The sequence below is a fragment of the Phyllobacterium sp. T2-21 genome, from assembly GCF_055378485.1.
Genome location: NZ_AP027912.1, coordinates 1,067,271 through 1,088,660, shown reverse-complemented (window position 1 = coordinate 1,088,660; position 21,390 = coordinate 1,067,271). Strand labels below are relative to the sequence as shown.

At 59.9% G+C, this 21,390-nt stretch carries 18 protein-coding genes; 9 read left to right on the top strand and 9 right to left on the bottom strand.

Annotated features, from left to right (window positions below):
• Positions 1–56 precede the first annotated feature (56 nt).
• The gene (locus tag ACZ5FP_RS05415; protein WP_464663185.1) at positions 57–1,118 is read left to right on the top strand and encodes an adenylate/guanylate cyclase domain-containing protein; all 1,062 of its coding nucleotides are present in this window, start codon (positions 57–59) and stop codon (positions 1,116–1,118) included.
• 63 nt (positions 1,119–1,181) lie between these two features.
• Here ACZ5FP_RS05415 and ACZ5FP_RS05410 read toward each other — a convergent pair whose 3' ends face one another.
• The 5 genes from ACZ5FP_RS05410 to ACZ5FP_RS05390 all read right to left on the bottom strand — a co-directional run bounded on the left by ACZ5FP_RS05410 (position 1,182) and on the right by ACZ5FP_RS05390 (position 6,462).
• Positions 1,182–2,222, bottom strand: a complete 1,041-nt coding sequence (locus ACZ5FP_RS05410) for an NAD(P)-dependent alcohol dehydrogenase (protein ID WP_464662596.1) — start codon at positions 2,220–2,222, stop codon at positions 1,182–1,184.
• Between the two features lie 193 nt (positions 2,223–2,415).
• Positions 2,416–2,727 (bottom strand): hypothetical protein, encoded by a 312-nt coding sequence (locus ACZ5FP_RS05405; protein WP_464662594.1) that lies wholly within the window; start codon positions 2,725–2,727, stop codon positions 2,416–2,418.
• A gap of 371 nt (positions 2,728–3,098) precedes the next feature.
• Positions 3,099–3,776, bottom strand: a complete 678-nt coding sequence (locus tag ACZ5FP_RS05400; protein ID WP_464662593.1) for a hypothetical protein — start codon at positions 3,774–3,776, stop codon at positions 3,099–3,101.
• Positions 3,777–3,966: 190 nt separating this feature from the next.
• Complete coding sequence (locus tag ACZ5FP_RS05395) at positions 3,967–4,815, bottom strand: alpha/beta fold hydrolase (RefSeq protein ID WP_464662591.1); 849 nt, start codon at positions 4,813–4,815, stop codon at positions 3,967–3,969.
• A 108-nt stretch (positions 4,816–4,923) separates the two neighbouring features.
• The gene (locus tag ACZ5FP_RS05390; RefSeq protein WP_464662590.1) at positions 4,924–6,462 is read right to left on the bottom strand and encodes an MDR family MFS transporter; all 1,539 of its coding nucleotides are present in this window, start codon (positions 6,460–6,462) and stop codon (positions 4,924–4,926) included.
• 119 nt (positions 6,463–6,581) lie between these two features.
• On the opposite strand from ACZ5FP_RS05390, the gene ACZ5FP_RS05385 reads away from it, so the two are divergent.
• A complete protein-coding gene (locus ACZ5FP_RS05385) occupies positions 6,582–7,109 on the top strand; it encodes a MarR family winged helix-turn-helix transcriptional regulator (RefSeq protein WP_464662588.1) in 528 nt (175 codons plus the stop codon).
• Here ACZ5FP_RS05385 and ACZ5FP_RS05380 read toward each other — a convergent pair.
• The gene (locus tag ACZ5FP_RS05380) at positions 7,106–8,113 is read right to left on the bottom strand and encodes an AI-2E family transporter (RefSeq protein WP_464662586.1); all 1,008 of its coding nucleotides are present in this window, start codon (positions 8,111–8,113) and stop codon (positions 7,106–7,108) included. The genes ACZ5FP_RS05385 and ACZ5FP_RS05380 overlap by 4 nt on opposite strands.
• A 187-nt stretch (positions 8,114–8,300) precedes the next feature.
• On the opposite strand from ACZ5FP_RS05380, the gene ACZ5FP_RS05375 reads away from it, so the two are divergent.
• The 7 genes from ACZ5FP_RS05375 to ACZ5FP_RS05345 all read left to right on the top strand — a co-directional run bounded on the left by ACZ5FP_RS05375 (position 8,301) and on the right by ACZ5FP_RS05345 (position 18,318).
• Positions 8,301–9,656: an efflux RND transporter periplasmic adaptor subunit gene (locus tag ACZ5FP_RS05375; protein WP_464662585.1), complete on the top strand. Its 1,356-nt coding sequence runs from the start codon at positions 8,301–8,303 to the stop codon at positions 9,654–9,656.
• Positions 9,653–12,763 (top strand): efflux RND transporter permease subunit, encoded by a 3,111-nt coding sequence (locus ACZ5FP_RS05370; RefSeq protein ID WP_464662583.1) that lies wholly within the window; start codon positions 9,653–9,655, stop codon positions 12,761–12,763. Before ACZ5FP_RS05375 ends, ACZ5FP_RS05370 begins: the two co-directional genes overlap by 4 nt.
• The gene (locus tag ACZ5FP_RS05365) at positions 12,760–15,903 is read left to right on the top strand and encodes an efflux RND transporter permease subunit (protein ID WP_464662582.1); all 3,144 of its coding nucleotides are present in this window, start codon (positions 12,760–12,762) and stop codon (positions 15,901–15,903) included. Before ACZ5FP_RS05370 ends, ACZ5FP_RS05365 begins: the two co-directional genes overlap by 4 nt.
• A gap of 98 nt (positions 15,904–16,001) precedes the next feature.
• Positions 16,002–16,151 (top strand): hypothetical protein, encoded by a 150-nt coding sequence (locus tag ACZ5FP_RS05360; RefSeq protein ID WP_464662580.1) that lies wholly within the window; start codon positions 16,002–16,004, stop codon positions 16,149–16,151.
• Positions 16,152–16,631: 480 nt separating this feature from the next.
• Positions 16,632–17,558, top strand: coding sequence for a transglutaminase-like domain-containing protein (locus tag ACZ5FP_RS05355; RefSeq protein WP_464663184.1), 927 nt, complete (start codon positions 16,632–16,634; stop codon positions 17,556–17,558).
• A gap of 210 nt (positions 17,559–17,768) precedes the next feature.
• Positions 17,769–18,035, top strand: coding sequence for a hypothetical protein (locus tag ACZ5FP_RS05350; RefSeq protein ID WP_403169698.1), 267 nt, complete (start codon positions 17,769–17,771; stop codon positions 18,033–18,035).
• 91 nt (positions 18,036–18,126) lie between these two features.
• Positions 18,127–18,318 carry a hypothetical protein gene (locus ACZ5FP_RS05345; protein ID WP_346306109.1) on the top strand — a complete coding sequence of 64 codons (192 nt, stop codon included), beginning with the start codon at positions 18,127–18,129 and terminating at the stop codon, positions 18,316–18,318.
• 2 nt (positions 18,319–18,320) lie between these two features.
• Here the strand turns inward: ACZ5FP_RS05345 and ACZ5FP_RS05340 are convergent, their stop codons facing one another.
• Genes ACZ5FP_RS05340 through ACZ5FP_RS05330 form a run of 3 tightly spaced genes read right to left on the bottom strand, consistent with a single transcriptional unit; the run spans position 18,321 to position 21,168 of the window.
• Positions 18,321–19,433, bottom strand: a complete 1,113-nt coding sequence (locus tag ACZ5FP_RS05340) for an extracellular solute-binding protein (protein WP_464663183.1) — start codon at positions 19,431–19,433, stop codon at positions 18,321–18,323.
• A 20-nt stretch (positions 19,434–19,453) separates the two neighbouring features.
• Positions 19,454–20,617, bottom strand: a complete 1,164-nt coding sequence (locus ACZ5FP_RS05335; RefSeq protein ID WP_464662578.1) for a CaiB/BaiF CoA transferase family protein — start codon at positions 20,615–20,617, stop codon at positions 19,454–19,456.
• The gene (locus tag ACZ5FP_RS05330) at positions 20,617–21,168 is read right to left on the bottom strand and encodes a MaoC family dehydratase (protein ID WP_223611979.1); all 552 of its coding nucleotides are present in this window, start codon (positions 21,166–21,168) and stop codon (positions 20,617–20,619) included. The genes ACZ5FP_RS05335 and ACZ5FP_RS05330 overlap by 1 nt, the downstream gene beginning before the upstream one ends.
• Positions 21,169–21,390 lie beyond the last annotated feature (222 nt).

Sequence of the window (21,390 nt, the reverse complement as noted above, 5' to 3'; positions counted from 1 at the left end):
CGCGCAAGAAACAAAAGCGGATGACAGGGACCCGGCATCGCTGCATGATGGCGGGCATGCAGTTGCCGTCCGCTCTTTCCTTTCTCGTCGACGAAGCGACCGGTATGCCGGATGGCGATGCCTTTCTGACGGCGCTCGCGGCCCGGCTCATCGCCGACGGCCTGCCGCTGGCCGGCGGCACGCTCACCCAGGCGGCACCCCATCCGGTCATTGGACGGCGCACCTGGCTGTGGCGCGCCGACACGGGACAGGTGATCGAGGCGCTGGGCCTGGCCGGTCCAGCCGAGCCCCAGGACGCCAACCTTGCCGGCAACTGGCTGGCCAGCCTCGGGACGAATACCGTGCAGGAGGATTTCGCCAACGGTGCCGTGCTTGGCTGGGCCGCGCACCGCCCGCTGACCGGGGAGGAGTCGGACCTGCTGCGCCAGGCCGCCCGCTTTGCCGCTGCGCCGTTGGCATTGCTGGCCGCGCGTTCGACACTGGCCGCACTCCTGACCACCTATCTCGGCCGGCGCAGCGCGACGCAGGTCCTGGCCGGGCGTTTGCGGCGCGAGCCGGGCGAGACCATCCGGGCCGCCTTGCTGTTCGCCGATCTTCGCGGCTTCACCGAATTGTCGGAGACAACAGGAGCGAAGGACGTGATTGCCGCACTCGACGCGTGGTTCGACCGGATCGCCGGTGCCGTCCATGCCTTTGGCGGCGAGGTGCTGAAATTCATCGGCGATGGCGTTCTGGCAATTTTTCCGATTGGCGAGCGTGATGCTGCCGGCGCCTGCGGCGCGGCGCTGCGTGCGGTCGCCGCTGCCCGTGCCGGGATGGACCACCTCAACCGCGACCGCGCCGCGCGGGGGGTGCCGCCGCTGTCGTTCGGCACGGCACTGCATCTCGGCGAGATGCTGTGGGGCAATATCGGCACGGCCGACCGGCTGGATTTCACCGCCATCGGCCCCGCCGTCAATCTGGTCAGCCGGTTGGAGGGCCTGTGCCGCCCGCTTGGCCACACCGTCTTGCTTTCGGGCGCCTTCGCCGCGGAAACCACGATGCCGCTGATTCCGCTCGGCGAGCACCGGCTGCGCGGCATTGCGGTGCCCTGCGCGGTGTTTACACCGGCACAGTGATGCACCGCATTTTTCCCGGACGGGCGGCTGTCTTCAACCGCCCTCCGGCAAGCCACCCGATTATTACAGGGTGGCCATATCGATGACGAAGCGGTAGCGCACGTCGCTCTTGAGCACGCGCTCGTAGGCTTCGTTGATATCCTTGATATCGATGGTCTCGATTTCGGCAACGATGTTATGTTCGCCGCAGAAATCCAGCATTTCCTGGGTTTCCTTGATCGAACCGATGCCCGATCCGGCGAGGCTCTTGCGTCCGGCGATCACCGAGAAGGCATTGACCGGAACCGGATGCTCCGGTGCCCCGACGAGGACCATGGTGCCGTCGATTTTGAGCAGACCGAGATAGGCATTCCAGTCAATCGCCACACCCGCTGTGCAGATGATGACGTCAAAGGTTCCCGCAAGAGTCTTGAACGTTTCGGGATTGCTGGTTGCATAATAGTGGCTTGCGCCGAGCTTCAACCCGTCATCCTGTTTTGACAGGGTCTGGCTGAGCACCGTGATCTCCGCCCCCATCGCGTGACCCAGCTTGACGCCCATATGGCCAAGTCCGCCCATGCCGACAATGGCGATTTTCTTGCCCGGACCCGCCTTCCAGTGCCGCAGCGGTGAATAGAGCGTGATGCCGGCGCACAGCAGCGGCGCGGCGGCATCGAGCGGCAGGTTGTTCGGAATGGAAAGGACGTAACCCTCCTTGACCACGATGGAATCCGAGTAGCCGCCCTGGGTGGGCGTGACACCATCGGCTTCAACATCATTGTAGGTCAGGACGATGCCCGGCATGTACTGCTCGAGATCGGCATCGCGCGCCGCGCATTTCGTGCACGAATTGACGAAACAGCCAACGCCGACGCGGTCGCCCTTCTTGAACTTCGTGACCTTTGCGCCAACGGCCGCCACGATCCCGGCGACCTCATGACCCGGTACCATGGGGAATTTGGAGCCACCCCATTCGTCGCGTGCCTGATGGATATCGGAGTGGCAGACCCCGCAATATTTTACCGAGATGACGACGTCATCGTCATTGGGTTCCCGCCGTTCGAAGACAAACGGGGTGAGCGGTTTGGAGGCGTCGGTTGCCGCATAGCCTTTAGCAAGAGCCATGAATGATTCCTTTTGAGATGACGAGATGTGTCGGGCAACCAGCTATGCCGCAAGCACGTCCAGAGCAGTAGCGCAATCCTGCAGGCTTGTTGCACAATCCTCCAAATTGGAGGCCGCCATTCTCCCAGTCCCACAGTCCCGATGATGGACTGCGCAAACCCGGCCTGATTTTTCTATCGGAGAAATGCCTGTCCTATTTGCCGGTGAGGTCGCGCGCCGCTTCTGTGGTTTCAGCGGGATCGAGCAGCAGCAGTGGTGTGTTGCCTCCGGCAAGCGGGATATGGCTGACGACATGCAGCTGGTTGCCCGCGTCGCGGTGAATGGAATAGACAAGCTCACCGTCAAAACGCTTTTCCACTTTCCTGCTCTCGATGCGGAAACGCAGCGTCAAGGCGACGAGCGCCAGCGTGAAGGCGGGCGGAATCAGCAGCCACAGCGCCTTGATCCAATCGGGCGAGGATTGGAACGTATCGAGCAGGTCTGACCAGAAATTGTAGTTGTCCATGTTCACTCCCTTGTCTCGCGAGGAAAGTGGTCACCCGAGGTTTAGCCTCTGGTGACCGGGGAGTTAGAAAGCCGCCGCAAGACGACCGCCACGGCCTTTAAGCCGAAGCTCTGGACATACGCCGAGACCTCCCCGGCCATAGGGCTGAGGAGACATCATTGCGGTTGATGCCAACCGCTTCGTGAGGGGTTTCTAAGCCCCAAGACCGATCCGTTTCGACCGGTCTCATCGCGGACCATAATGGGAAAGTGAAGCGGGTGGAAGGGGTTGGAAGGAAATGATGGGGGTAGTGAGACCGTACGATATCACCGTGCCCATTTGAGATACTTGATCTGCGGGGCACGTGTTGCAGGTAGCTTCAGAATGACTGCTTAGGTAATGCGGTGGCCAATGGGCGGTTTGAGTAGCCCACGCAGTTTTTGAATAAAATAAGTTCGGGCCTTTATCAACATTTCCGAATCTGTGTTTTTGTATGCCATTTCCTTCACCCAATTCGGCATGTGCGGAACCAGCTCAATAGCGTTAAACATGTCCTTAAGCATTGCCTCTGGCTTTGCAGAGGTGACTTTCTCAATACTGGGTTCAAGGAAGCGTTCAATAATTGGCTTGGCACCAATTTCACAGTGGATGAATATGTCACGTAGCAAATGAGCAGGTGCAGTATAATGGCGGCTGTTACTGCGGTTCCGTACTTCAGGGGCTGTAGCATAAACTACATTGCCAATGACTACGCCGCCGCTAGTAGGGTCCACTCCGCGGTGAACAATTCCATGTCTAAGTTCACGTAAGTAATCTAGCACGTCAGCTCCCGAAAAATTGGAAGTCTTGAGGTTATTCTCCAAAGCTTTTTTAAATTTTGAATCTGGCGACTTTGGCTCAAACTCAGACACCATATCAATCGCTGAAATCAAATTAGTGAGGTAAAGCGAATAATACATTCGCATTTGAGTTCCGTCCGCCGGTGGTCGGAAATTGTCAATTGCGGTCGCAGCCAGAACCATGCACTCAAGATGCCATGAAATACCGTTGAGAAGCTCAATGTCCTGCATAGGGTGTTCCGTTGTAAGGCATTGGCCTCTATTAAACTGTGTCCACTACACCCTATCTACCTTCGTATGGCACAAAACAAAGCTAAAAAGACAGTATACACAAAGCCTTCTAAATTGAATTTTACTACGCACCGTATTCGCAATTGATTGCACGACGACTAGACAATGCATCCTCCGAGCGTACACCGGCCTATTCGTCAATAAAATCGCGCACGGCCTTGTTGTAGCCCGCCGGGTCCTGGAGCATGGCGAAGTGGCTGGCATCGTCCAGTATCACCAGCCTGGCACCGGGAATGGTCTTGGCCATGTAGTCCGTGTGCTCGCGGCTGACCGCCTCGTCATGATCGCCAAGGACGACGGCAATGGGTGTCTTGATCGCCTTCAGGTCATCATCAGTCCAGTTCGGCTGGCTGGCCCACATGCCGCTGATCTGCTCGACAAAAGCATCGTACTCCGCCGGTGTCGGCGAGATTTTCCGGTAAACGCCGCCCGCCTTGTCGATGTAACCGGCAAAGGTCTTGTTCTGCAGCACATCCGGCTTGACGCCGTCCACCTTGGTGTTGGCGGCCTGCGCGAAAACCTTTGTCAGACGTTCCGGGTGATGCATGGCGATGTCGATGCCGATGATACCGCCATCGCTCCAGCCGACCAGCGCCGCCTTGTCCACCTTGAGATAATCGAGCAGGGCCAGATAGTCCGACGCCATCAGGTCATAGCTGAAAGGATCGGCGTTGCGGGTCGAGCGCCCGTGGCCGCGGCTGTCGGCGACAATGACCATGTGGTCCTTGGCAAGATCAGCCACCTGCCCGCCCCAGATATCGCTGTAGCCGAGCCCACCATGAATGAGCAGTACGGGCGATCCGGAACCGTAGACCGCATAATACATCTGGATGCCATTGACCGGGGCGATGCCGCTTTTCACGGCGACCGGCATTGGTGCGGGATCCGGCAACTGCTCCCAGCGCTCGGCGGCGGATGCAGCCGCCGCGCCAGCGGCAAAAAGGAGTCCCAGCGACAGAAGAAACGTCTTGAGGTTCATGATTGCTCTCCATGACAAGGCAGCATGCCTGCGCAGGGAAAGATCAGCATTTTTCCGTCATGGCTGCAATGGGGCTGCCGGGAAGACAAATGAACGGCGGAACCTCTCCTATTCCGCCGCCTCGGCCACGGCCGTGTCCAGCTTCTTGGCCGCAGAGGCCACGGGCAATTGTACCGGCTTCAGGAGCAATGCCATCAGCAGTCCGAACAGGGCGATACAGGCCGCCGTCAGGAACAACGGGGTGAAGGCAGCGGCATAGCTGTCGGCAAGCATCCGGCGCGTTCCCTCGGGAAGCGCCGCCATCATCTTGGGCGTCAGCTCGCCGATATTGCTGACGCCGGGAATGGCACCGGCACCGTGCGGCAGGTTGGCCGCGATGATCGCGCCATAGGCTGATATGGCGATCGAGGCACCGGCCATGCGGGCCAGCGACACGGAACCGGTCGCGGCGCCGACGTCGCGGCTGCCCGCTGCATTCTGGACACCGATGATCGGAAGCTGCTGTCCGATGCCAATGCCGGCACCGTGCATGAGCATCAACAGGCCGATGATGACCACAGGCGTTCCCGCATGCACCTGAGTAAGCAGGCCAAAGGCAATGGCACTGAGCGTGAGACTGGCCACCGACAGGTATTTGTAGCGGCCGGTGGTCGAGATCAGCCGGCCGGTCAGAAGCGAGCCGCCGACAATGCCACCCGTCAGAAGGATGAACAGCAGTCCGGCGAGCGACGGGGACAGGCCCGTCGTGGTCTGCAGGAAGAAGGCGAAGTAATTGACCATGCCGATGGCGATCGAACCGCTGGCGATCGAAATGATCAGGAACAGGGTGAAGGTCGAATTGCGGAACAGCGACAATGGAATGATCGGTTCGGGCGCGTTGCGCTCGACCAGGATCCATGCCGTGGCGCAAAGGACGGCAAATGCCACGAGCGAAACAGTCTGGGGTGCCAGCAGCGAACCGAACAGCTGGGCGCCATCGGCGGCCAGAACAAGGCTGGTCGTGGTCAGGGCGAGCAGGATGGCACCGGCATAGTCGATCTTCGGCCGGCGTGCCGGTTTGCGGTAGGGCAGCATGAAGGCGAGCCCGGCAATGACGGCAATGCCGATCGGCAGGTTGATCAGGAAGATTGAACGCCAGCCGAACAGGTCGCTCATCGTGCCGCCGAGCACAGGGCCGATGGCGCCGGACGCCATGAACACAAGGCTGATATAGCTCTGGTAGCGGGCACGCTCGCGCGGCTCGAACAGATCGGCAGTCACAGAAAAAATCGAGACCATGACGCCGCCGCCGCCGAGGCCCTGCAGCACGCGCGCTGCAATCAGCGTATTCATGGAAATGGCAAGACCGCAGACCGCCGAACCCAGCGTGAAGATGGATATGGCGGCGATCATCACATATTTGCGCCCGAACAGATCGCCCAGCTTGCCATAGACCGGCATCACCGCACTGACGGCAAGCAGATAGGCCGAGCCGATCCAGGCGAAGCGCTCAAGCTCGCCGAACTCGCCGACAATGGTCGGCAGCGCCGTTGACACGATCTGGTTGTCGAGCACGGCCATGAACATGGCTGCCATCAGGAAGAAGAAAAGCATCAGCCGCTTGCGCGGGTCCGCAACGAGCGGCTCGAACGAGTTGGTCATGTTCATGGAGCGGGGTATCCGGTTTTGATTGGCGCAATTTATGTGCTATTAGCATACATATGTCAATCGCACTTTAATGCCTTTTGCATATTTTAATGCTGGTAGGCATCTGTTATGCTGGAATCATGACAGAAATCACGACGACACAAAAAATTGAAACCCCGCAAACCGGGTCGAATGATGATCTCCTGCGCATCGGGCGGGTGATGACCCGCATGCGGCTGATGACCGGCCGGCGGGTGATTGCCCGTCTTGCAATACAGAAGCTGGCGCCCGGCCTTGAACTGACCCATCTCGACGTTCTCGATGCGGTCCGCCGCGGCGAACTTGCCGGCGAGGTGACGGTCGGCGTCATTGCCGAAACCCTGCGGATCGACCCCTCGCGCGCCAGCCGCATCGTGGCCGAGATGGTTGCCAAGAACGTGTTGCGCCGCAAGGCCTCGCAGAACGATGCACGGCGGATCGTCGTGGTCATGACGGCGCTCGGACAACGGCTGGTCGCCGAACTTCACGCGCTGAAGCAGTCCATTGTCGAAAGCGTGGTCGCCGACTGGTCGCCCGAAGACATTGAAATCTTCTCTAAGCTTTTTGAAAAATATGTCGACGGGTTCGAACAGCTGTTTGCGCGCAGCCCAACCGACCCGGCGGATTAGATGAGCTTGCGCAGCGTCAGCTCGTCCTTCAGATAGGCGTAGTAGATCGGGGCGGCGACGAGACCGGCCACGCCGAACCATGCTTCCAGCACTACCATTGCGAGCAGCAGTTCCCAGGAGCGGGACTTGATGCGGGCGCCGATGATCCGGGCATTCAGGAAATATTCGAGCTTGTGAATGATGACGAGGAAGGCGAGCGAGCCGACGGCAGCGATGAACGACACGCTCAAACCCACAACGACGATGATGGTGTTGGAGATCAGGTTGCCGATGACCGGCAGGAGACCAGCGACAAAGGTTACCACGATCATGGTCTTGACCAGCGGCAGGTGCACGCCAAGGATCGGCAGGATGACGACGAGGTAGATCGCCGTCAGGAACGTGTTCAGTGCCGAAATGCGGATCTGCGAGAAAACGATGTTGCGGAACGCGCCGCTGAGGAGGCTGGCCCGCTCGACCAGCGCGACAGCCAGAGGGCCCGGCTCGCGCGACACATTCACCGTGCTCAGCGCGATCATGCCGCCGATCACCATGCCGACAATGACGCGAACGATCAGGACACCGAAATCGCGCCCGACAAGCTGCAGCTGGCCGGCATGTTCGCGTAGCCACTTGGCCGCCATGGATTCCAGTTCATCGAGGCTGGCCGGGAAATACGCCTTCGCCCAGTCCGGCAGGTGAACCTGCGCCGTATCGATGATCTCAGCCATCTTCTTGAACAGCGAGACAACCCCTTCGGTGCCGTTGGTCAATTGTCCGAGTCCGCTGACCACGGCGGCAACGATCAGAAGAATGAAAATGATCGCCAGCAGGGCCAGCGCCAGGGTCTTCGTCAAGCTGTTGGAAACACCCAGTTTACCGAGCTGGGGCGCGGCCAGATGAACAAGATTGTAGACAAGAAGTCCGGATAGCAGAGCCGAAAGCAGTCCTAGCTGCAGGACGGCAAAGAGGGCGACAAGCGTCAGGGCGAAAGACGCAATATAGAGCCGTGTGGCAGTCAGCAAGTGGCACCTTGAGAAGGGCGATCTGTTTCGGATTGTTCCTAGCCTTGAACGGCGTATGGACGCAAGCAAAAGCGGCTCAAATATGGACAAAATTTAATGGCTGCGGCAATTTCCAAGCAACCCCAATACCCGCTAATGTCCTGTTTAACTTATGCCCTTTCGAGGGATGACAAGAACAGGTGAATGAATGGTATCGAAATCGCGTGTCCTGGTATCGATCCTGGTCATTGCGGCGCTGGGTGCAGGCGCTTATGTGACGCGGGATCGCTGGTGGACAAATGGTCTGGGCGTTGCGGCGCAGAATGCTGCCGCACCATCCGGCGGCCAGAGTGACACCGGACGCCGGGGCGGGTCACGGCGCGGTGGCGGACAGAGCCTCGGCCCCACGCCTGTCCTGGTGACTGACGCCAAATCCGCCGATGTCCCGGTCTATATCGATGGCGTCGGATCGGTGCGGCCTCTCAATTCCGTGGTGGTGCGCTCGCAGGTCAGCGGCAAATTGGCGGCCATCGAATTCCAGGAGGGGCAGGACGTGAAGGCGGGTGACGTGCTCGCCCGCATCGACGATGCGATCTACAAGGCACAGCTCGACCAGGCGACGGCAAAGAAGGCACAGGATCAGGCACTGCTTGCCAATTCCAAGCTTGATCTCGAACGGTATACCAAGCTTGCCCAGACCAATGCCGGCACCCAGCAGCAGGCAGACACGCAGCGCGCGCTGGTGGCGCAATACGAAGCGCAGATCAAATCCGACGAGGCCGCCATCGAAAGCGCCCAGGCAACGCTCAACTACACGGTCATCCGCGCGCCCATTGACGGGCGCACCGGCATCCGCAATGTCGATATCGGCAATATCGTCAGCACCTCCGATGCGACGGGCATCGTGACACTCTCGCAGATCAAGCCGATATCGGTGCAATTCGCCATTCCCCAACAGCAATTGAGCAAGATCAACCGGGCAAGTTCGGCCAGCACATTGGCTGTGCAAGCCATTTCCGGAGACGGCAAAACCGTCATCGACAACGGCACGCTTGCCGTCATTGACAATCAGGTCGATCCGACAACGGGAACGGTGAAGCTGAAGGCCAATTTCCCCAATGACAAACTCGTTCTCTGGCCCGGCGCATTCGTCAATGCGCGCCTGCTTGTCCAGACACTGAGCGGCGCGATTGTCGTCCCCACCGCAGCGGTGCAGCGCGGGCCATCGGGAACCTTTGTCTATCTGCTCCAGCAGGGCGATACGGTTGCCATGCGCCCGGTCACCGTGGGACAGCAAGACGACGTGCAGGCAGTCATTACCGATGGCGTCGCAGCCGGCGACCGCATTGTCACCACCGGCTTTGCCCGCCTGCAGGATGGCGCCAAGGTGCAGGTGACCAGCGCCGGGGATCAGGGGGCCGCGCCTGCACCGGACAGCACCCCGGCGGCGGATGACAAACAACCGGCGGGCGCACCCAACAGCGGCGAACGGCAACACAAACGGCGCAACCAGAAGAATGCTGGCGCAAACGGCGAAGAGGCTGACAACGGAACCGCGAAATGAGTGTTTCCACCCCCTTCATCCACCGTCCGATCGCAACCTCGCTGCTGGGGATTGCCGTCCTGCTCGGCGGCATCCTCGGCTATCTCGCGCTGCCGGTTGCCCCCTTGCCGCAGGTGGACTTTCCGACGATCCAGGTGACGACGCAGCTGCCGGGCGCCAATCCCGACACCATGGCTTCGCTCGTTACCGCACCGCTCGAACGGCAGCTGGGGCAAATCCCGTCCCTTTCGTCGATGGTTTCATCAAGCGCTTTCGGCATCAGCCAGGTGACCCTCCAGTTCGATCTCGACCGGGATATCGACGGGGCAGCGCAGGATGTGCAGGCTGCGATCAACGCCGCCGGTTCCATGCTGCCGCGAACCCTGCCCTACCCGCCGACCTATGCGAAGGTGAACCCCGCCGATACGCCGATCATCACGCTTGCCCTGCGCTCGACGAGTTATTCGATCCGTAACCTCAGCGATTTTGCCGACACGATGATGGCGCAGCGCCTGAGCGAAGTCACGGGCGTCGGCAATGTCAATATCCAGGGCGGCGTACGGCCGGCGGTGCGGATACAGGCGGACCTGCCGCGGCTTGCGTCCTATGGCATATCGCTTGAAGACATCCGCACGGCGATCACCAATGCCAGCGTCGCCGGCGCCAAGGGCGCGCTTGATGGCACCCATCAGTCCTATACCATTTCGGCCAATGACCAGATCGTCGATCCGCAGAACTACAACGCGATCATCGTGACGTACAAGAATGGTTCCCCCGTCCTGCTCAAGGACGTGGCGACGGTTGTTGAAGGGCTGGAAAATGCCCGTGTCGGCGCCTGGTACCAGGGGCAGCCGGCGGTCGTGATCGACGTCATGCGCCAGCCGGGTGCCAATGTCATCGATACGGTCTCGCGCGTGCTGCAGCAGATTCCGCGGCTCAAACAGGCATTGCCGGCGGGTGTCACGCTGGATGTGGTGAACGACCGGACCAATACCATCCGCGCATCGATCCATGACGTGCAGCTGACCCTCGCCATCAGCGTCGCGCTCGTCATCCTCGTCGTCTTCATCTTCCTGCGAACTGTCCGGGCCACCATCATTGCGGGCGTTGCCCTGCCGCTGTCGCTTGTGGCGACATTCGGCGTGATGTGGTTTGCCGGGTTCAGCCTTGATAATCTCTCCTTGATGGCTCTCACCATCGGCACCGGTTTCGTGGTCGACGATGCCATCGTGATGATCGAGAATATCGTGCGTCACATAGAAGATGGCGAAGGCCCGCTGGATGCAGCGCTCAAGGGCGCGGGCGAAATCGGCTTCACCATCATATCGCTGACCGTTTCGCTGATCGCCGTGTTCATTCCGCTGCTCTTCATGACGGGCATTGTCGGGCGCATGTTCCGCGAATTTGCTTTGACGCTGACGATAGCGGTTATCGTGTCGGCCGTGGTTTCATTGACGCTGACGCCGATGATGTGCGCCCGCATCCTGCACGGCAAGAGCGAAGGCGAACGCCGCGGCATTCTGCATGGCATCGATCGCGGGATGGACCGGATCATAGCGGGTTACCGCAGCAGCCTTCTCTGGGCGCTGGACCGCAGCAAGCTCATGCTGCTGCTGACAGCCATCACACTGGCGGCAACCGTTGCGCTTTATGTCATTATTCCCAAAGGCTTCCTGCCCTCGCAGGATACGGGGCTGATAACGGCGATCATCGAAACCGAGCCGACAACCTCGTTCGAGGCGATCAAGCGGACCCAGGCTATCGTCACCGACAGGCTGCAGCACGATCCCGACGTCGCCGGTATTGTTTCCGTCGTCGGAACCAGCACGACCAATCTCACGCCCAACACGGGCACGCTCAGCCTTGTGCTGAAACCGCAGGACCAGCGGTCGGATTCCGCCACCCAGATCATCGATCGCTTGCGCGGCGAAACCACCGGTATTCCCGGTGTGCAGGTCACATTCCAAAGCGTGCAGGATATCCGCATCAGCACCCGGACCAGCCGTGCACCTTATCAATATACGTTGACCGGCACGGATACGGCGACTGTCGTCAATTGGGCGCAGCGGCTTGCAACGGAACTGCAGCGCGATCCCTCCCTTATCAATGTCGCTTCGGAAGTCGAAATGGGCGGCGGGCGCATCTTCGTCAATGTCGACCGAGAAACCGCTTCCCGGCTTGGCGTGTCGATGCAGGCGGTCAGCGACACCCTCAATGATGCCTTCGGGCAGCGCCAGATCGGCACCATTTACGGACAGGCCAACCAATACCGCATCATCCTCGAGGCCTCGCCGCAATATCAGGCAGACCCGAAATCGCTGGACAAACTTTATGTCAGCGGCGCCAACGGTACGCAGGTGCGACTGAGCGCGTTTGCCACTGCCTCGTTCACGACGGCTCCCCTGGTCATCGGCCATGACGAACAGTTTCCTGCCGTTACGGTCAGTTTCGACCTTGCTCCTGGGGCATCGCTCAGCCATGCCGTCACCGCGATCCAAGCGGCGCAAAGGGCAATCGCCCTGCCCGACTCCATCCGCGGGCAATATTCCGGCGATGCCGCCGAGTTTGCCAGCTCTCTGGCGGGTGAGCCATGGCTGATCCTTGCGGCTATCGTCACGATCTACATCGTGCTTGGCGTGCTCTACGAGAGTGCGATCCATCCGATTACCATCCTGTCGACACTGCCCTCGGCGGGTGTCGGCGCATTGGTTGCACTGATGCTGTTCGGCCAGGACCTGTCCATCATCGCGCTCATCGGCATTGTGCTGCTGATGGGTATCGTCAAGAAGAACGCGATCATGATGATCGATTTTGCCCTCGAGGCGGAACGAACCGAAGGGCTGGATCCGCGCGCGGCGATTGTCAAAGCGTCGATCCTGCGCTTCCGCCCGATCATGATGACCACGCTCGCGGCGCTCTTCGGCGCGCTGCCGCTGGCGCTTGCCCAAGGGACAGGATCGGAACTGCGTATCCCGCTCGGCATCAGCATCATTGGCGGCCTCGTCCTCAGCCAGCTTCTGACCTTGTACACGACGCCCGTCATCTATCTCGGTTTCGAACGGCTGCGCAGCCGTATCGTCGGACGGCCGACCGGCACGCCCGCCCCTGAAACGGACGGCGCCCTATGAACATTTCGGACCCGTTCATCCGCAGACCCGTTGGAACCACGCTTCTGGCGCTGGGGCTGCTGATCCTCGGGATTGTCGCCTATGGCTTTCTGCCGGTCGCCAGCCTGCCCTCGGTCGATCTGCCCACAATCCGCGTGTCGGCCAGCCGTCCCGGTGCCGATCCGGCCACAATGGCCGCCAGCGTCGCCGCCCCGCTGGAACGCCGCCTGGGCTCCATTGCCGGCGTTACCGAACTGACCTCGGTCAGTTCGCTCGGATCGACCAACATCACAGTCCAGTTCGATCTGTCGCGCGATGTCGACGGTGCGGCACAGGATGTGCAGGCCGCGCTCAATGCGGCGGCAACCGACTTGCCGTCCGATCTGCCGACGCTGCCCAGTTTCCGCAAGGTCAACCCGGCAGCCGCACCTGTCCTCATCCTGGCGCTGACGTCGGATACGGTCTCTGCCAGCGCCATCTATGATGCGGCAGACACGGTTATCGTCCAGCGCATTTCGCAAGTCGACGGCGTCGGCGAAGTGACGGCCAGCGGCGCTGATCAGCCCGCTGTGCGCATCCGCCTCGATCCCGACCGGCTGGCCGCCATGGGCATGTCACTCGACAATGTGCGCACCGCGATCACCAACGCCAACGTGGCCGAGCCGGTCGGCTCTATCGACGGCGCTGATTTTGCCTTCTCGATCGGCACCAATGCGCAGCTGAAAACGCCGGAGGATTACGGCCGCGTCATTATCCGCAGCGGCGACGGAACTGCCGTGCGCCTTTCCGATATCGCCACTGTCGACCAGGGCGTGAGAAACAGCCGTTCGGATGCCTGGTATAACGGCAAGCCCTCCGTGCTTCTCAACATCACGAAGCAGGCCAATGCCAATGTCATCACCACCGTTGATGCGGTAAAGACATTGCTGCCCGATCTGAAACGGCTGATCCCTCCGGGCATCGACATTGCCGTCCTCTCGGACCGCACCACGACCATCCATGCCAGCGTCAACGATATGCAGTGGACCCTTCTGGCAACCATTTGCCTAGTGATGGCGGTCGTCATGGTTTTCCTGCGGCGCGCGACACCGACCATTGCGGCAGGTGTCACGGTGCCCTTGTCGCTGGCCGGCACTTTTGCCGCCATGTGGGCCTGGGGCCTGTCCATCGACAATCTTTCCCTGATGGCGCTGGCCGTGTCCGTCGGGTTCGTTGTCGACGATGCCATTGTGATGATCGAAAACATCTATGCCAATCTAGAAGCGGGCATGAAGCCGATGCGCGCGGCGCTCGAAGGCGCGCGGCAGATCGGTTTCACCGTTGTCTCCATCAGCCTGTCGTTGCTGGCCGCCTTCATTCCCCTGTTCTTCATGGGCGGCATTGTCGGCCGTTTCTTCCAGACGTTCTCGCTGACGCTTGCATTCACCATTGCGGTTTCCACCGTGGTGTCGCTGACCGTCACGCCCATGATCTGCGGACACAGACTGAAGGCCCATGACACCGATGCACGCCCGGGTATTTTCGGCCGTCTCGTCGAAGGCACGCTGGATGCGGTTATCGGTTTCTATGGCCGCACCCTGAAGAGCGTTCTCTATCACCGGGTCCTGGCTGTTCTTGTGATTTTTGCCTGCGTGGCCATCACGGTCTTTCTCTACGTCAAGGTCCCCAAGGGCTTTTTCCCGCAGGACGATACGGGCTTCATCATGGGTGGCACGCAGGCTTCCACCGACATCTCCTATCCGGCCATGGTGCTGTTGCAACGGCAGGCCGCGGAGATCGCGGGCCAGGACCCGGCGGTTGCGGGCGTTGGCTCCTCGGTGGGCGGCGGCGGTTTTTCCTCCGGCGTCAATCGCGGACAGTTGCTGATTTCACTGAAACCGGAGAAAGAACGCGACCCGACCGCTGTCGTCATCGACCGCATGCGCAAATCGCTTGCATCCGTGGCAGGCCTTTCGACCTTCCTTTTTTCACCGGGCGACATCCGTGCCGGCGGCCGCTCCACCCAGTCGCAATATCAGTTCACCCTCTGGGATGCCAACTACAACGAACTGGTCACCTGGGCGCCAAAGATACTCGACCGCCTGAAGCAGGAACCGGGGTTGACCGACGTTGCGACTGACCGCCAGCCGAACGGCTTGCAGGCCAATGTCACCATTGATCGCGTTGCCGCAGCCCGGATGGGGGTAGCAATCGGCGATATAGACAGCGCGCTCAACAATGCCTTTTCGCAACGGCAGATTTCAACCATCTATTCCGCACGCAACCAGTACCGCGTGGTGATCGAAGCGAACAATGACTATGCACGCGACCCCGCGCAGATCGCCAATCTGCATGTCACCGGAACCGGTGGAATTCAGGTGCCACTCAGCAGCGTGGCCAGGATCGAGCGCACGCTGGCACCTCTCGTCGTCAACCATCAGGGCCAGTTTCCGTCCGTCACCATTTCCTACAATCTGGCTCTGGGAACGTCACTGGAAGAGGCAAACAATGCGGTGCAGGCGGCTGTGCTCGAAATGCATCTTCCGGATTCGCTGCATGCGGAATTTGCCGGCGATGCGGCATCGCTCACCCAATCCACGGGCAGCCAGCCCTTGCTTATCCTGGCAGCCCTGCTGACGGTCTACATCGTGCTGGGCATTCTCTATGAAAGTCTCGCCCATCCGCTGACCATCATATCCACCTTGCCGTCTGCCGGGCTTGGCGCCCTGCTGGCGCTGGTAGTGACAGGCACGGACCTGACACTGATCGCCTTCATCGGCATCATCCTTCTGATCGGCATCGTCAAGAAGAACGGCATCATGATGGTGGATTTCGCCCTGCACGGCGAACGGGTTTTCGGTCTCTCGGCCGAAGAGGCCATCTACCAGGCGTGCCTCAAGCGCTTCCGCCCAATCCTCATGACAACACTCGCCGCAATCATGGGCGCCATACCGCTGATCATTGCCACCGGTCCGGGCACGGAGCTGCGCCGCCCGCTCGGCATCACCATCGTCGGCGGCCTTATCGTCTCGCAGGTTCTGACCCTCTACACGACGCCCGTCATCTACCTGATGCTGGCACGGCTGCATCACCGCTGGTCGGTCAGAAAACCGGCTGCCGCAGCCGCGCCCGACACCGCAGGCAAGGCCGGAATACCCCCGGCACAACCGAAAATTTCATAGACTTTTAACAAATCGAAACGCTGGATGAACGACGGATTCCACGTCTGTTCAGGTTGCCCCGCATATTGTTGCACCAGTTACACAGGGGGGTATCCGTCATGCTTGCACAGCGTCTTGGCATCGTCTTTTTCATCTTCCTGGCGTTTGCCTTGTCGTTTGGCAGCTTTGTCCACCACACGGCAAAATATGGCCGTTACCCGCACCTCGCCTCACAGAGCAAGGTCATGCAGGATGCCAGCCGGAACTGAACCGGGCTTTTCACAGGAATACTATCGTTTGGGTTTCTCGGCCTTCTCCAGGCGTTTGAGCAGCTTGACTAGCTGGGACGGGAGTTCCCGGTCGGCCTGAGACGGCTGGGAAGATTGTACCGCATTGCGGAACTCCTGCCGCGTGATCTGCGCGCGGACGACAGCGGCGACCCGTCGATGCGTTGTTCCGTGTTTTACTGCCATAGGCCTTCCCAACCATTTCTGGAGCAAGATTGGCATTCACCTTCCAACGCGCACCCAATCCTCGAAGCGGCCTGTCCTGCGGGTATCCACCGGTTTTCCGCGATGGCGCTCTCTGGGCATAACGGGCTTCACGCGCATTCGTTTCAGATTTTACCGGCCTATGGTCAACAAAAGCTGAAGACCTGCAGGGACGTCCTCGCGCGATATTTTATTTCGCCGGACAGGAACCCAAACCGCCATCGTCGCGTTTTCCTCAAAACCCCAAAAGGATGCGCCATGTTGATCCGTGTCGGATATGAAATTGCTATTCAATGCAACGAACCAACACCTATGACGACCTATCTGAATCTGGAGTCGGACCGGCTTTCCGACATTGTTTGTGAACGCGGCCCCGTCGCAACACCCGGTGTGAAGCTGGAGAATTTTCGCGATCTCTTCGGGAATAATTGCCTGCGCCTTCTGGCTCCGGCCGGAAACCTATCGTTGAAATACGACGCGGTGCTGCGGGATGACGGCTTACCCGACCCTGTTGACGGCGATGCCCGGGAACTGACCGTCGATAAGCTGCCGACCGAGTGTCTGGCCTTTCTGTCGGCAAGCCGCTACTGCGAAACGGACGAGCTCAGCAATCTGGCATGGAACCTCTTCGGTCAGGTGGAGCCGGGCTGGACACGTGTTCAGGCGATCTGTGACTACGTCAATCAGCGCCTGACGTTCAGCTATGGTTTTGCCCGGGCCACGCGGACCGCCGCGCAAGCGCATGAAGAGCGGGTCGGCGTATGCCGCGACTTTGCGCATCTGGCCGTGGCCTTCTGCCGCTGCATGAACATTCCGGCCCGTTACGTCAACGGATACATGGGCGATATCGGCGTTCCCGCCGATCCCGCCCCCATGGATTTCAACGCCTGGTTCGAAGTTTACCTCGGCGGCAAGTGGCACACATTCGACGCGCGCCATAACAAGCGCCGTATTGGCCGCATTGTTGTTGCCCGTGGGCGGGACGCCGCTGATATCCCTCTTATCTATACATTCGGGCCGCACCAGCTGACGAACTTCAAGGTCTGGACGTTCGAGGAGACCAAGCCGTCCTTCTCCAGCCAACACTTTGAAAAGGTTTCACTTGTCACGCCCTGGTTCAGCCAGAGATGGGCCCGGCTTTCGCGGCACATCCAAGCCAGAACAAACGCTGAAAACACGATGTAGCGGGCTTGGGACCGGCGTCCCGCAGGCCGTGGAAGCCGGCTCAATACCCGTGACGGTATCTGCCATATTCCGATATACCGCTCGTCTGTTTGCACTGCGGTAAGCTCTTCCGCAGCCGCAACAAATCGTTTCGAATTGCCATGCCGCATTTGAAGGGCTAGCTTTTTTCCCAAGCGGGATTTCATTCGATTCAGGAAAGGACTATTCCCCATGCCTTTCACAAATCCTCCAGAGCCAGCCTATTCGCAGGATGATTGGGACCTGATGCTGGCGGCCTACAACAGGGCCGCTGCCACCCTTCTCGTGCAGTCAAGCACCGATGACGAAGCGAGGATTATCGCGGAGACCGTGATGACCGCATTCAACCGCGGCAATCGCAGCGTAAACTCACTCGCCGCTCTTGCGGTGATCACGGCCGTCAATGCCCATCCGGACGTCAACGGAACGGACACCCGGCCCGAAAAGCGATACGCCTGACGCAATCCACCCGGCACACACCCTTGCTGCTTTGACATTCAGCTCCATTTGCGGCAGATGTGATCTTCATTGTTTGGGTTGAGGTCTTAGAATGAAATTCATCACTGTCGCGACACTCCTCTGTGGCCTGGCTTTGTCTGCCTGTGGCTCAACCTATGCGACATGGACGCCGCGGCAAACCGAGATTACGGGGAAAAACCCGCCCGAATGCCAGCGCGGCATCGGTATTTGCCCGAGCGAGTATGGCCGCTCCGGACAAATGCGCGCCGGCAAGACGGGCTGACATTACCTATCGAAGCTCCGGCGGAATTGATCGTTGAGATCATCAACAATGGTCTCCGCCCCACTGTGCCCGCGCAAACCCGCGTTAAGGCAATCCGACGCGGATTGCTGAAAGGCCATGTAACCATTGTGGCGCGGGCGCACCCACGCCGCTTCCAGTGTCCAGCGCGTTGCGGTGTAGAAATCTGACGTCGCCGTATTCACCGCCTCGTCTTCCCACGCGTCAGCATGCCCCGGCTGGCCGCCCGTGTGCGCATAGGGACCACGCTGGACATCGCCGCTTGCAATCCAGTAGGCAAAATCGACAGCCGCTTGCCGGTGTTCGGAAAAGGCAGAAACGGCAATCCCGGTTCCGCCGAGGGCAGAACCCATTGGCCCGCTGTTGCCCGCGGTTGGAATGTCGGCAAAGGCCACAAGATGCGGCCGAAATCCCGGAATGGCGTAGTTGACGTAGCCATAGATCAGCGGTGCACAGGCGACCGCCGATCCGGCCTCGGCCATCCGTTCAAGCACGGCAATCGGATCCATCTCGAAACATGCGGGATCGACGAGGGCACTGATCTCGCGCATCATTTCCAGCACACGAACCCCATGCTGCCGTTCGATCAGCTCTCCGGTTGTCGTGGCGCAGGGCGTCCCCATGTTTCCGCTCAGGGTGTAAAAGGTCATGAGCGAATGGGGCGGCCGGAGCGGAAGAAGAACCCTGCCTGCGCGGGCGAGAGCCAGCATTTCGTCCCAGCTGCCGGGTGACTGCTCCAGAAGATCGGGGCGCCAGGCACAGACCTGCGCTGCCGTATCGATCGGAAATGCCCATTGATGTCCCTGCCAGCGGTAGCTCGGATAGGATTGCCCGACACTGCCCTTGAGCAGCGCGCGGCGCTCCGCCTCCCGGCCGGCAACATCCAGCGGGGCGAGGCAGTTCTCTGCCGTAATCTGCCCGACATGCGGATGATCGATGACGATCAGATCATAGGTTCGCGCCAGTTCCTCGACTGGAAAGGACTCAAAATCCTGCAGTGAACGCTTGGCCCATTCCACTGTGACGCCTGTCTTCTCCTGCCAGAGCCTGGAGCAGGCAACCATGGGGTCGTAGCCGCGCGGATGGCTCCACGTCATGCCTTTCAATGTAATGCTGCTCACAGACCGAACTCCTTGCGGATCGCCTCGCTGTGTTCGCCAATGCGCGGCGCGGCACGGTCGGATTTTGCCCGCTTGCCGTTGACCCGGATAGGCGACCGCGTCGTGAGAATGGAAACATTATCCGCCCGTTCCACCCTTTGCAGCATATCGAGAACCTTGAAGCCCTCGCTTGCCATCAGCTCTTCCCAGTTCAGCACTTTCGCGCACCAGATATCAGCGGGTTCGAGGATCGAAAGCCAGTGCTCGGTCTCCCGCGTGGCGAGTTTTTGAGCGATGATGCGTTTGATCTCATCCCGGGCGGTAAACCAGCTGGCGGGCGTATCGCGATAGGGTGCCAGTTCATCCAGACCGAGAAGATCAGCGAGCTTGGGCAACGGCGTCATTGCAAGGGCCAGATAATTGTCCTTGGTCGGGTAAACGCCGTATGGGGCGGAGAGATAGGCGTGCGCACTGCGAAAATCGGAGCGCTTGGGCAGCCGGCGGCCGTCATTCAAATGGGTGGTCAGCACTTCGAACTGGAAGTCGATCAGCGATTCCAGCAGGCTTGTTTCGATATGGCTGCCGGTTCCGCTGATCCCGCGCCGCACCAAGGCGGCAAGAACCCCCTGAACTGTGGCGGCACCCGCCAGCATGTCGGCGACCGCAAGCCCGAATGGCACGGGTCCCTGGCTTTCATCGCCGTTCAGCCACATCAGGCCGGAGCGCGATTGCGCCAGCAGGTCCTGCCCGGGACGGCTCACCCAAGGGCCCTCCTCGCCGTAGCCGCTGATGCTGGCATAGACCAGCCGCGGATTGATGGCTTTCACCGCGTCGTAATCCAGTCCCAGTCGCTTGATGACGCCGGGGCGGAAATTCTGGATGAGGACATCGGCCTTGCCGAGCAATTTTCGCAGGCAAGCAAGGTCGCTCTCACTTTTCAGGTCGATCGCAAGACTTTCCTTGGCACGGTTGATCGCGTGAAAAATCGTCGAGTCGCCACCGATTTCGGTATCGCTAAGATAAAGCCGGCGTGAGAGATCGCCGCCGTCGGGGCGCTCGATCTTGATGACCCGCGCGCCGAGATCCATCAGGCGCAGCGAGGCATAGGGGCCCGACAGGAATTGGCTCATATCAACGACGAGCAGGCCGGCAAGCGGCAGATCAGCATTGTCCGTGGTCATCACTTCTCGGTCTTTCCAATAAAATCGGCGGGATTCTGGTATTTCACCGTTTGCAGATGCTCGCAGTAGAGGACGAGCTCGCCTTCGTTCTTGAACACTTCATAGCTGGCGCGGATCAGCCCCAAATCCTTGTAGCGCGGACGCTTATCGAGATTGGTCCTGATCGTATAAATCGTATCGTTCAGGAACACCGGTTTGATGAAACGCAGCTTGTCATAACCATAGGAAAAGGCGTTGACGCAGTTGGTCGCAACAAGGCCAAGCCCGGCGGAAAAGACAAAGGCACCGGCGACGAGCCGCCTGCCGAAAATGCCTTCGCTTTCCGCAAACATCTGGTCCTGCACATAGGGATGGATGTCAGTGACCAGCGTGTTGAAGAGGTGGCTGTCACTTTCCGAAATCGTCCGCCGAAGCGAACGGATTTTCTGTCCGACAGGCCAATCCTCGTAAAACCAGTTTTCAGCATTCCAGACCGGCAAAGCCGCATGATCGGCCGGCATGTTCTTCGGATGCGTCGACGAGACGCCGACAGTCGGTGAAAACCCGGTCACACCCGCACCCCGCCGCGGTCTTCGCGCACAGTTCCGCGCTGTTTCAGACACCTGAAATCGAACGGGTGTTTCATTGTCCTCGCCTCCTCCATCTTCTTTTGTAAATATTATTTTCACATATGGGTATTCCTGACAAGCCAAAAAACAGGGAAAATTGTGCTGCAATGCAAAAAGCCCGATGGCCGGACATTTTCATCCGGCCATCAGGCTTCTTTGTTCTAA

Bases quoted from the DNA above. Each gene is read 5' to 3' on its own strand.
- ACZ5FP_RS05415 (WP_464663185.1), top strand. From the start codon at position 57: ATGCAGTTGCCGTCCGCTCTTTCCTTTCTCGTCGACGAAGCGACCGGT.
- ACZ5FP_RS05410 (WP_464662596.1), bottom strand. From the start codon at position 2,222: ATGGCTCTTGCTAAAGGCTATGCGGCAACCGACGCCTCCAAACCGCTC.
- ACZ5FP_RS05405 (WP_464662594.1), bottom strand. From the start codon at position 2,727: ATGGACAACTACAATTTCTGGTCAGACCTGCTCGATACGTTCCAATCC.
- ACZ5FP_RS05400 (WP_464662593.1), bottom strand. From the start codon at position 3,776: ATGCAGGACATTGAGCTTCTCAACGGTATTTCATGGCATCTTGAGTGC.
- ACZ5FP_RS05395 (WP_464662591.1), bottom strand. From the start codon at position 4,815: ATGAACCTCAAGACGTTTCTTCTGTCGCTGGGACTCCTTTTTGCCGCT.
- ACZ5FP_RS05390 (WP_464662590.1), bottom strand. From the start codon at position 6,462: ATGAACATGACCAACTCGTTCGAGCCGCTCGTTGCGGACCCGCGCAAG.
- ACZ5FP_RS05385 (WP_464662588.1), top strand. From the start codon at position 6,582: ATGACAGAAATCACGACGACACAAAAAATTGAAACCCCGCAAACCGGG.
- ACZ5FP_RS05375 (WP_464662585.1), top strand. From the start codon at position 8,301: ATGGTATCGAAATCGCGTGTCCTGGTATCGATCCTGGTCATTGCGGCG.
- ACZ5FP_RS05370 (WP_464662583.1), top strand. From the start codon at position 9,653: ATGAGTGTTTCCACCCCCTTCATCCACCGTCCGATCGCAACCTCGCTG.
- ACZ5FP_RS05365 (WP_464662582.1), top strand. From the start codon at position 12,760: ATGAACATTTCGGACCCGTTCATCCGCAGACCCGTTGGAACCACGCTT.
- ACZ5FP_RS05360 (WP_464662580.1), top strand. From the start codon at position 16,002: ATGCTTGCACAGCGTCTTGGCATCGTCTTTTTCATCTTCCTGGCGTTT.
- ACZ5FP_RS05355 (WP_464663184.1), top strand. From the start codon at position 16,632: ATGTTGATCCGTGTCGGATATGAAATTGCTATTCAATGCAACGAACCA.
- ACZ5FP_RS05350 (WP_403169698.1), top strand. From the start codon at position 17,769: ATGCCTTTCACAAATCCTCCAGAGCCAGCCTATTCGCAGGATGATTGG.
- ACZ5FP_RS05345 (WP_346306109.1), top strand. From the start codon at position 18,127: ATGAAATTCATCACTGTCGCGACACTCCTCTGTGGCCTGGCTTTGTCT.
- ACZ5FP_RS05340 (WP_464663183.1), bottom strand. From the start codon at position 19,433: ATGACGTGGAGCCATCCGCGCGGCTACGACCCCATGGTTGCCTGCTCC.
- ACZ5FP_RS05335 (WP_464662578.1), bottom strand. From the start codon at position 20,617: ATGACCACGGACAATGCTGATCTGCCGCTTGCCGGCCTGCTCGTCGTT.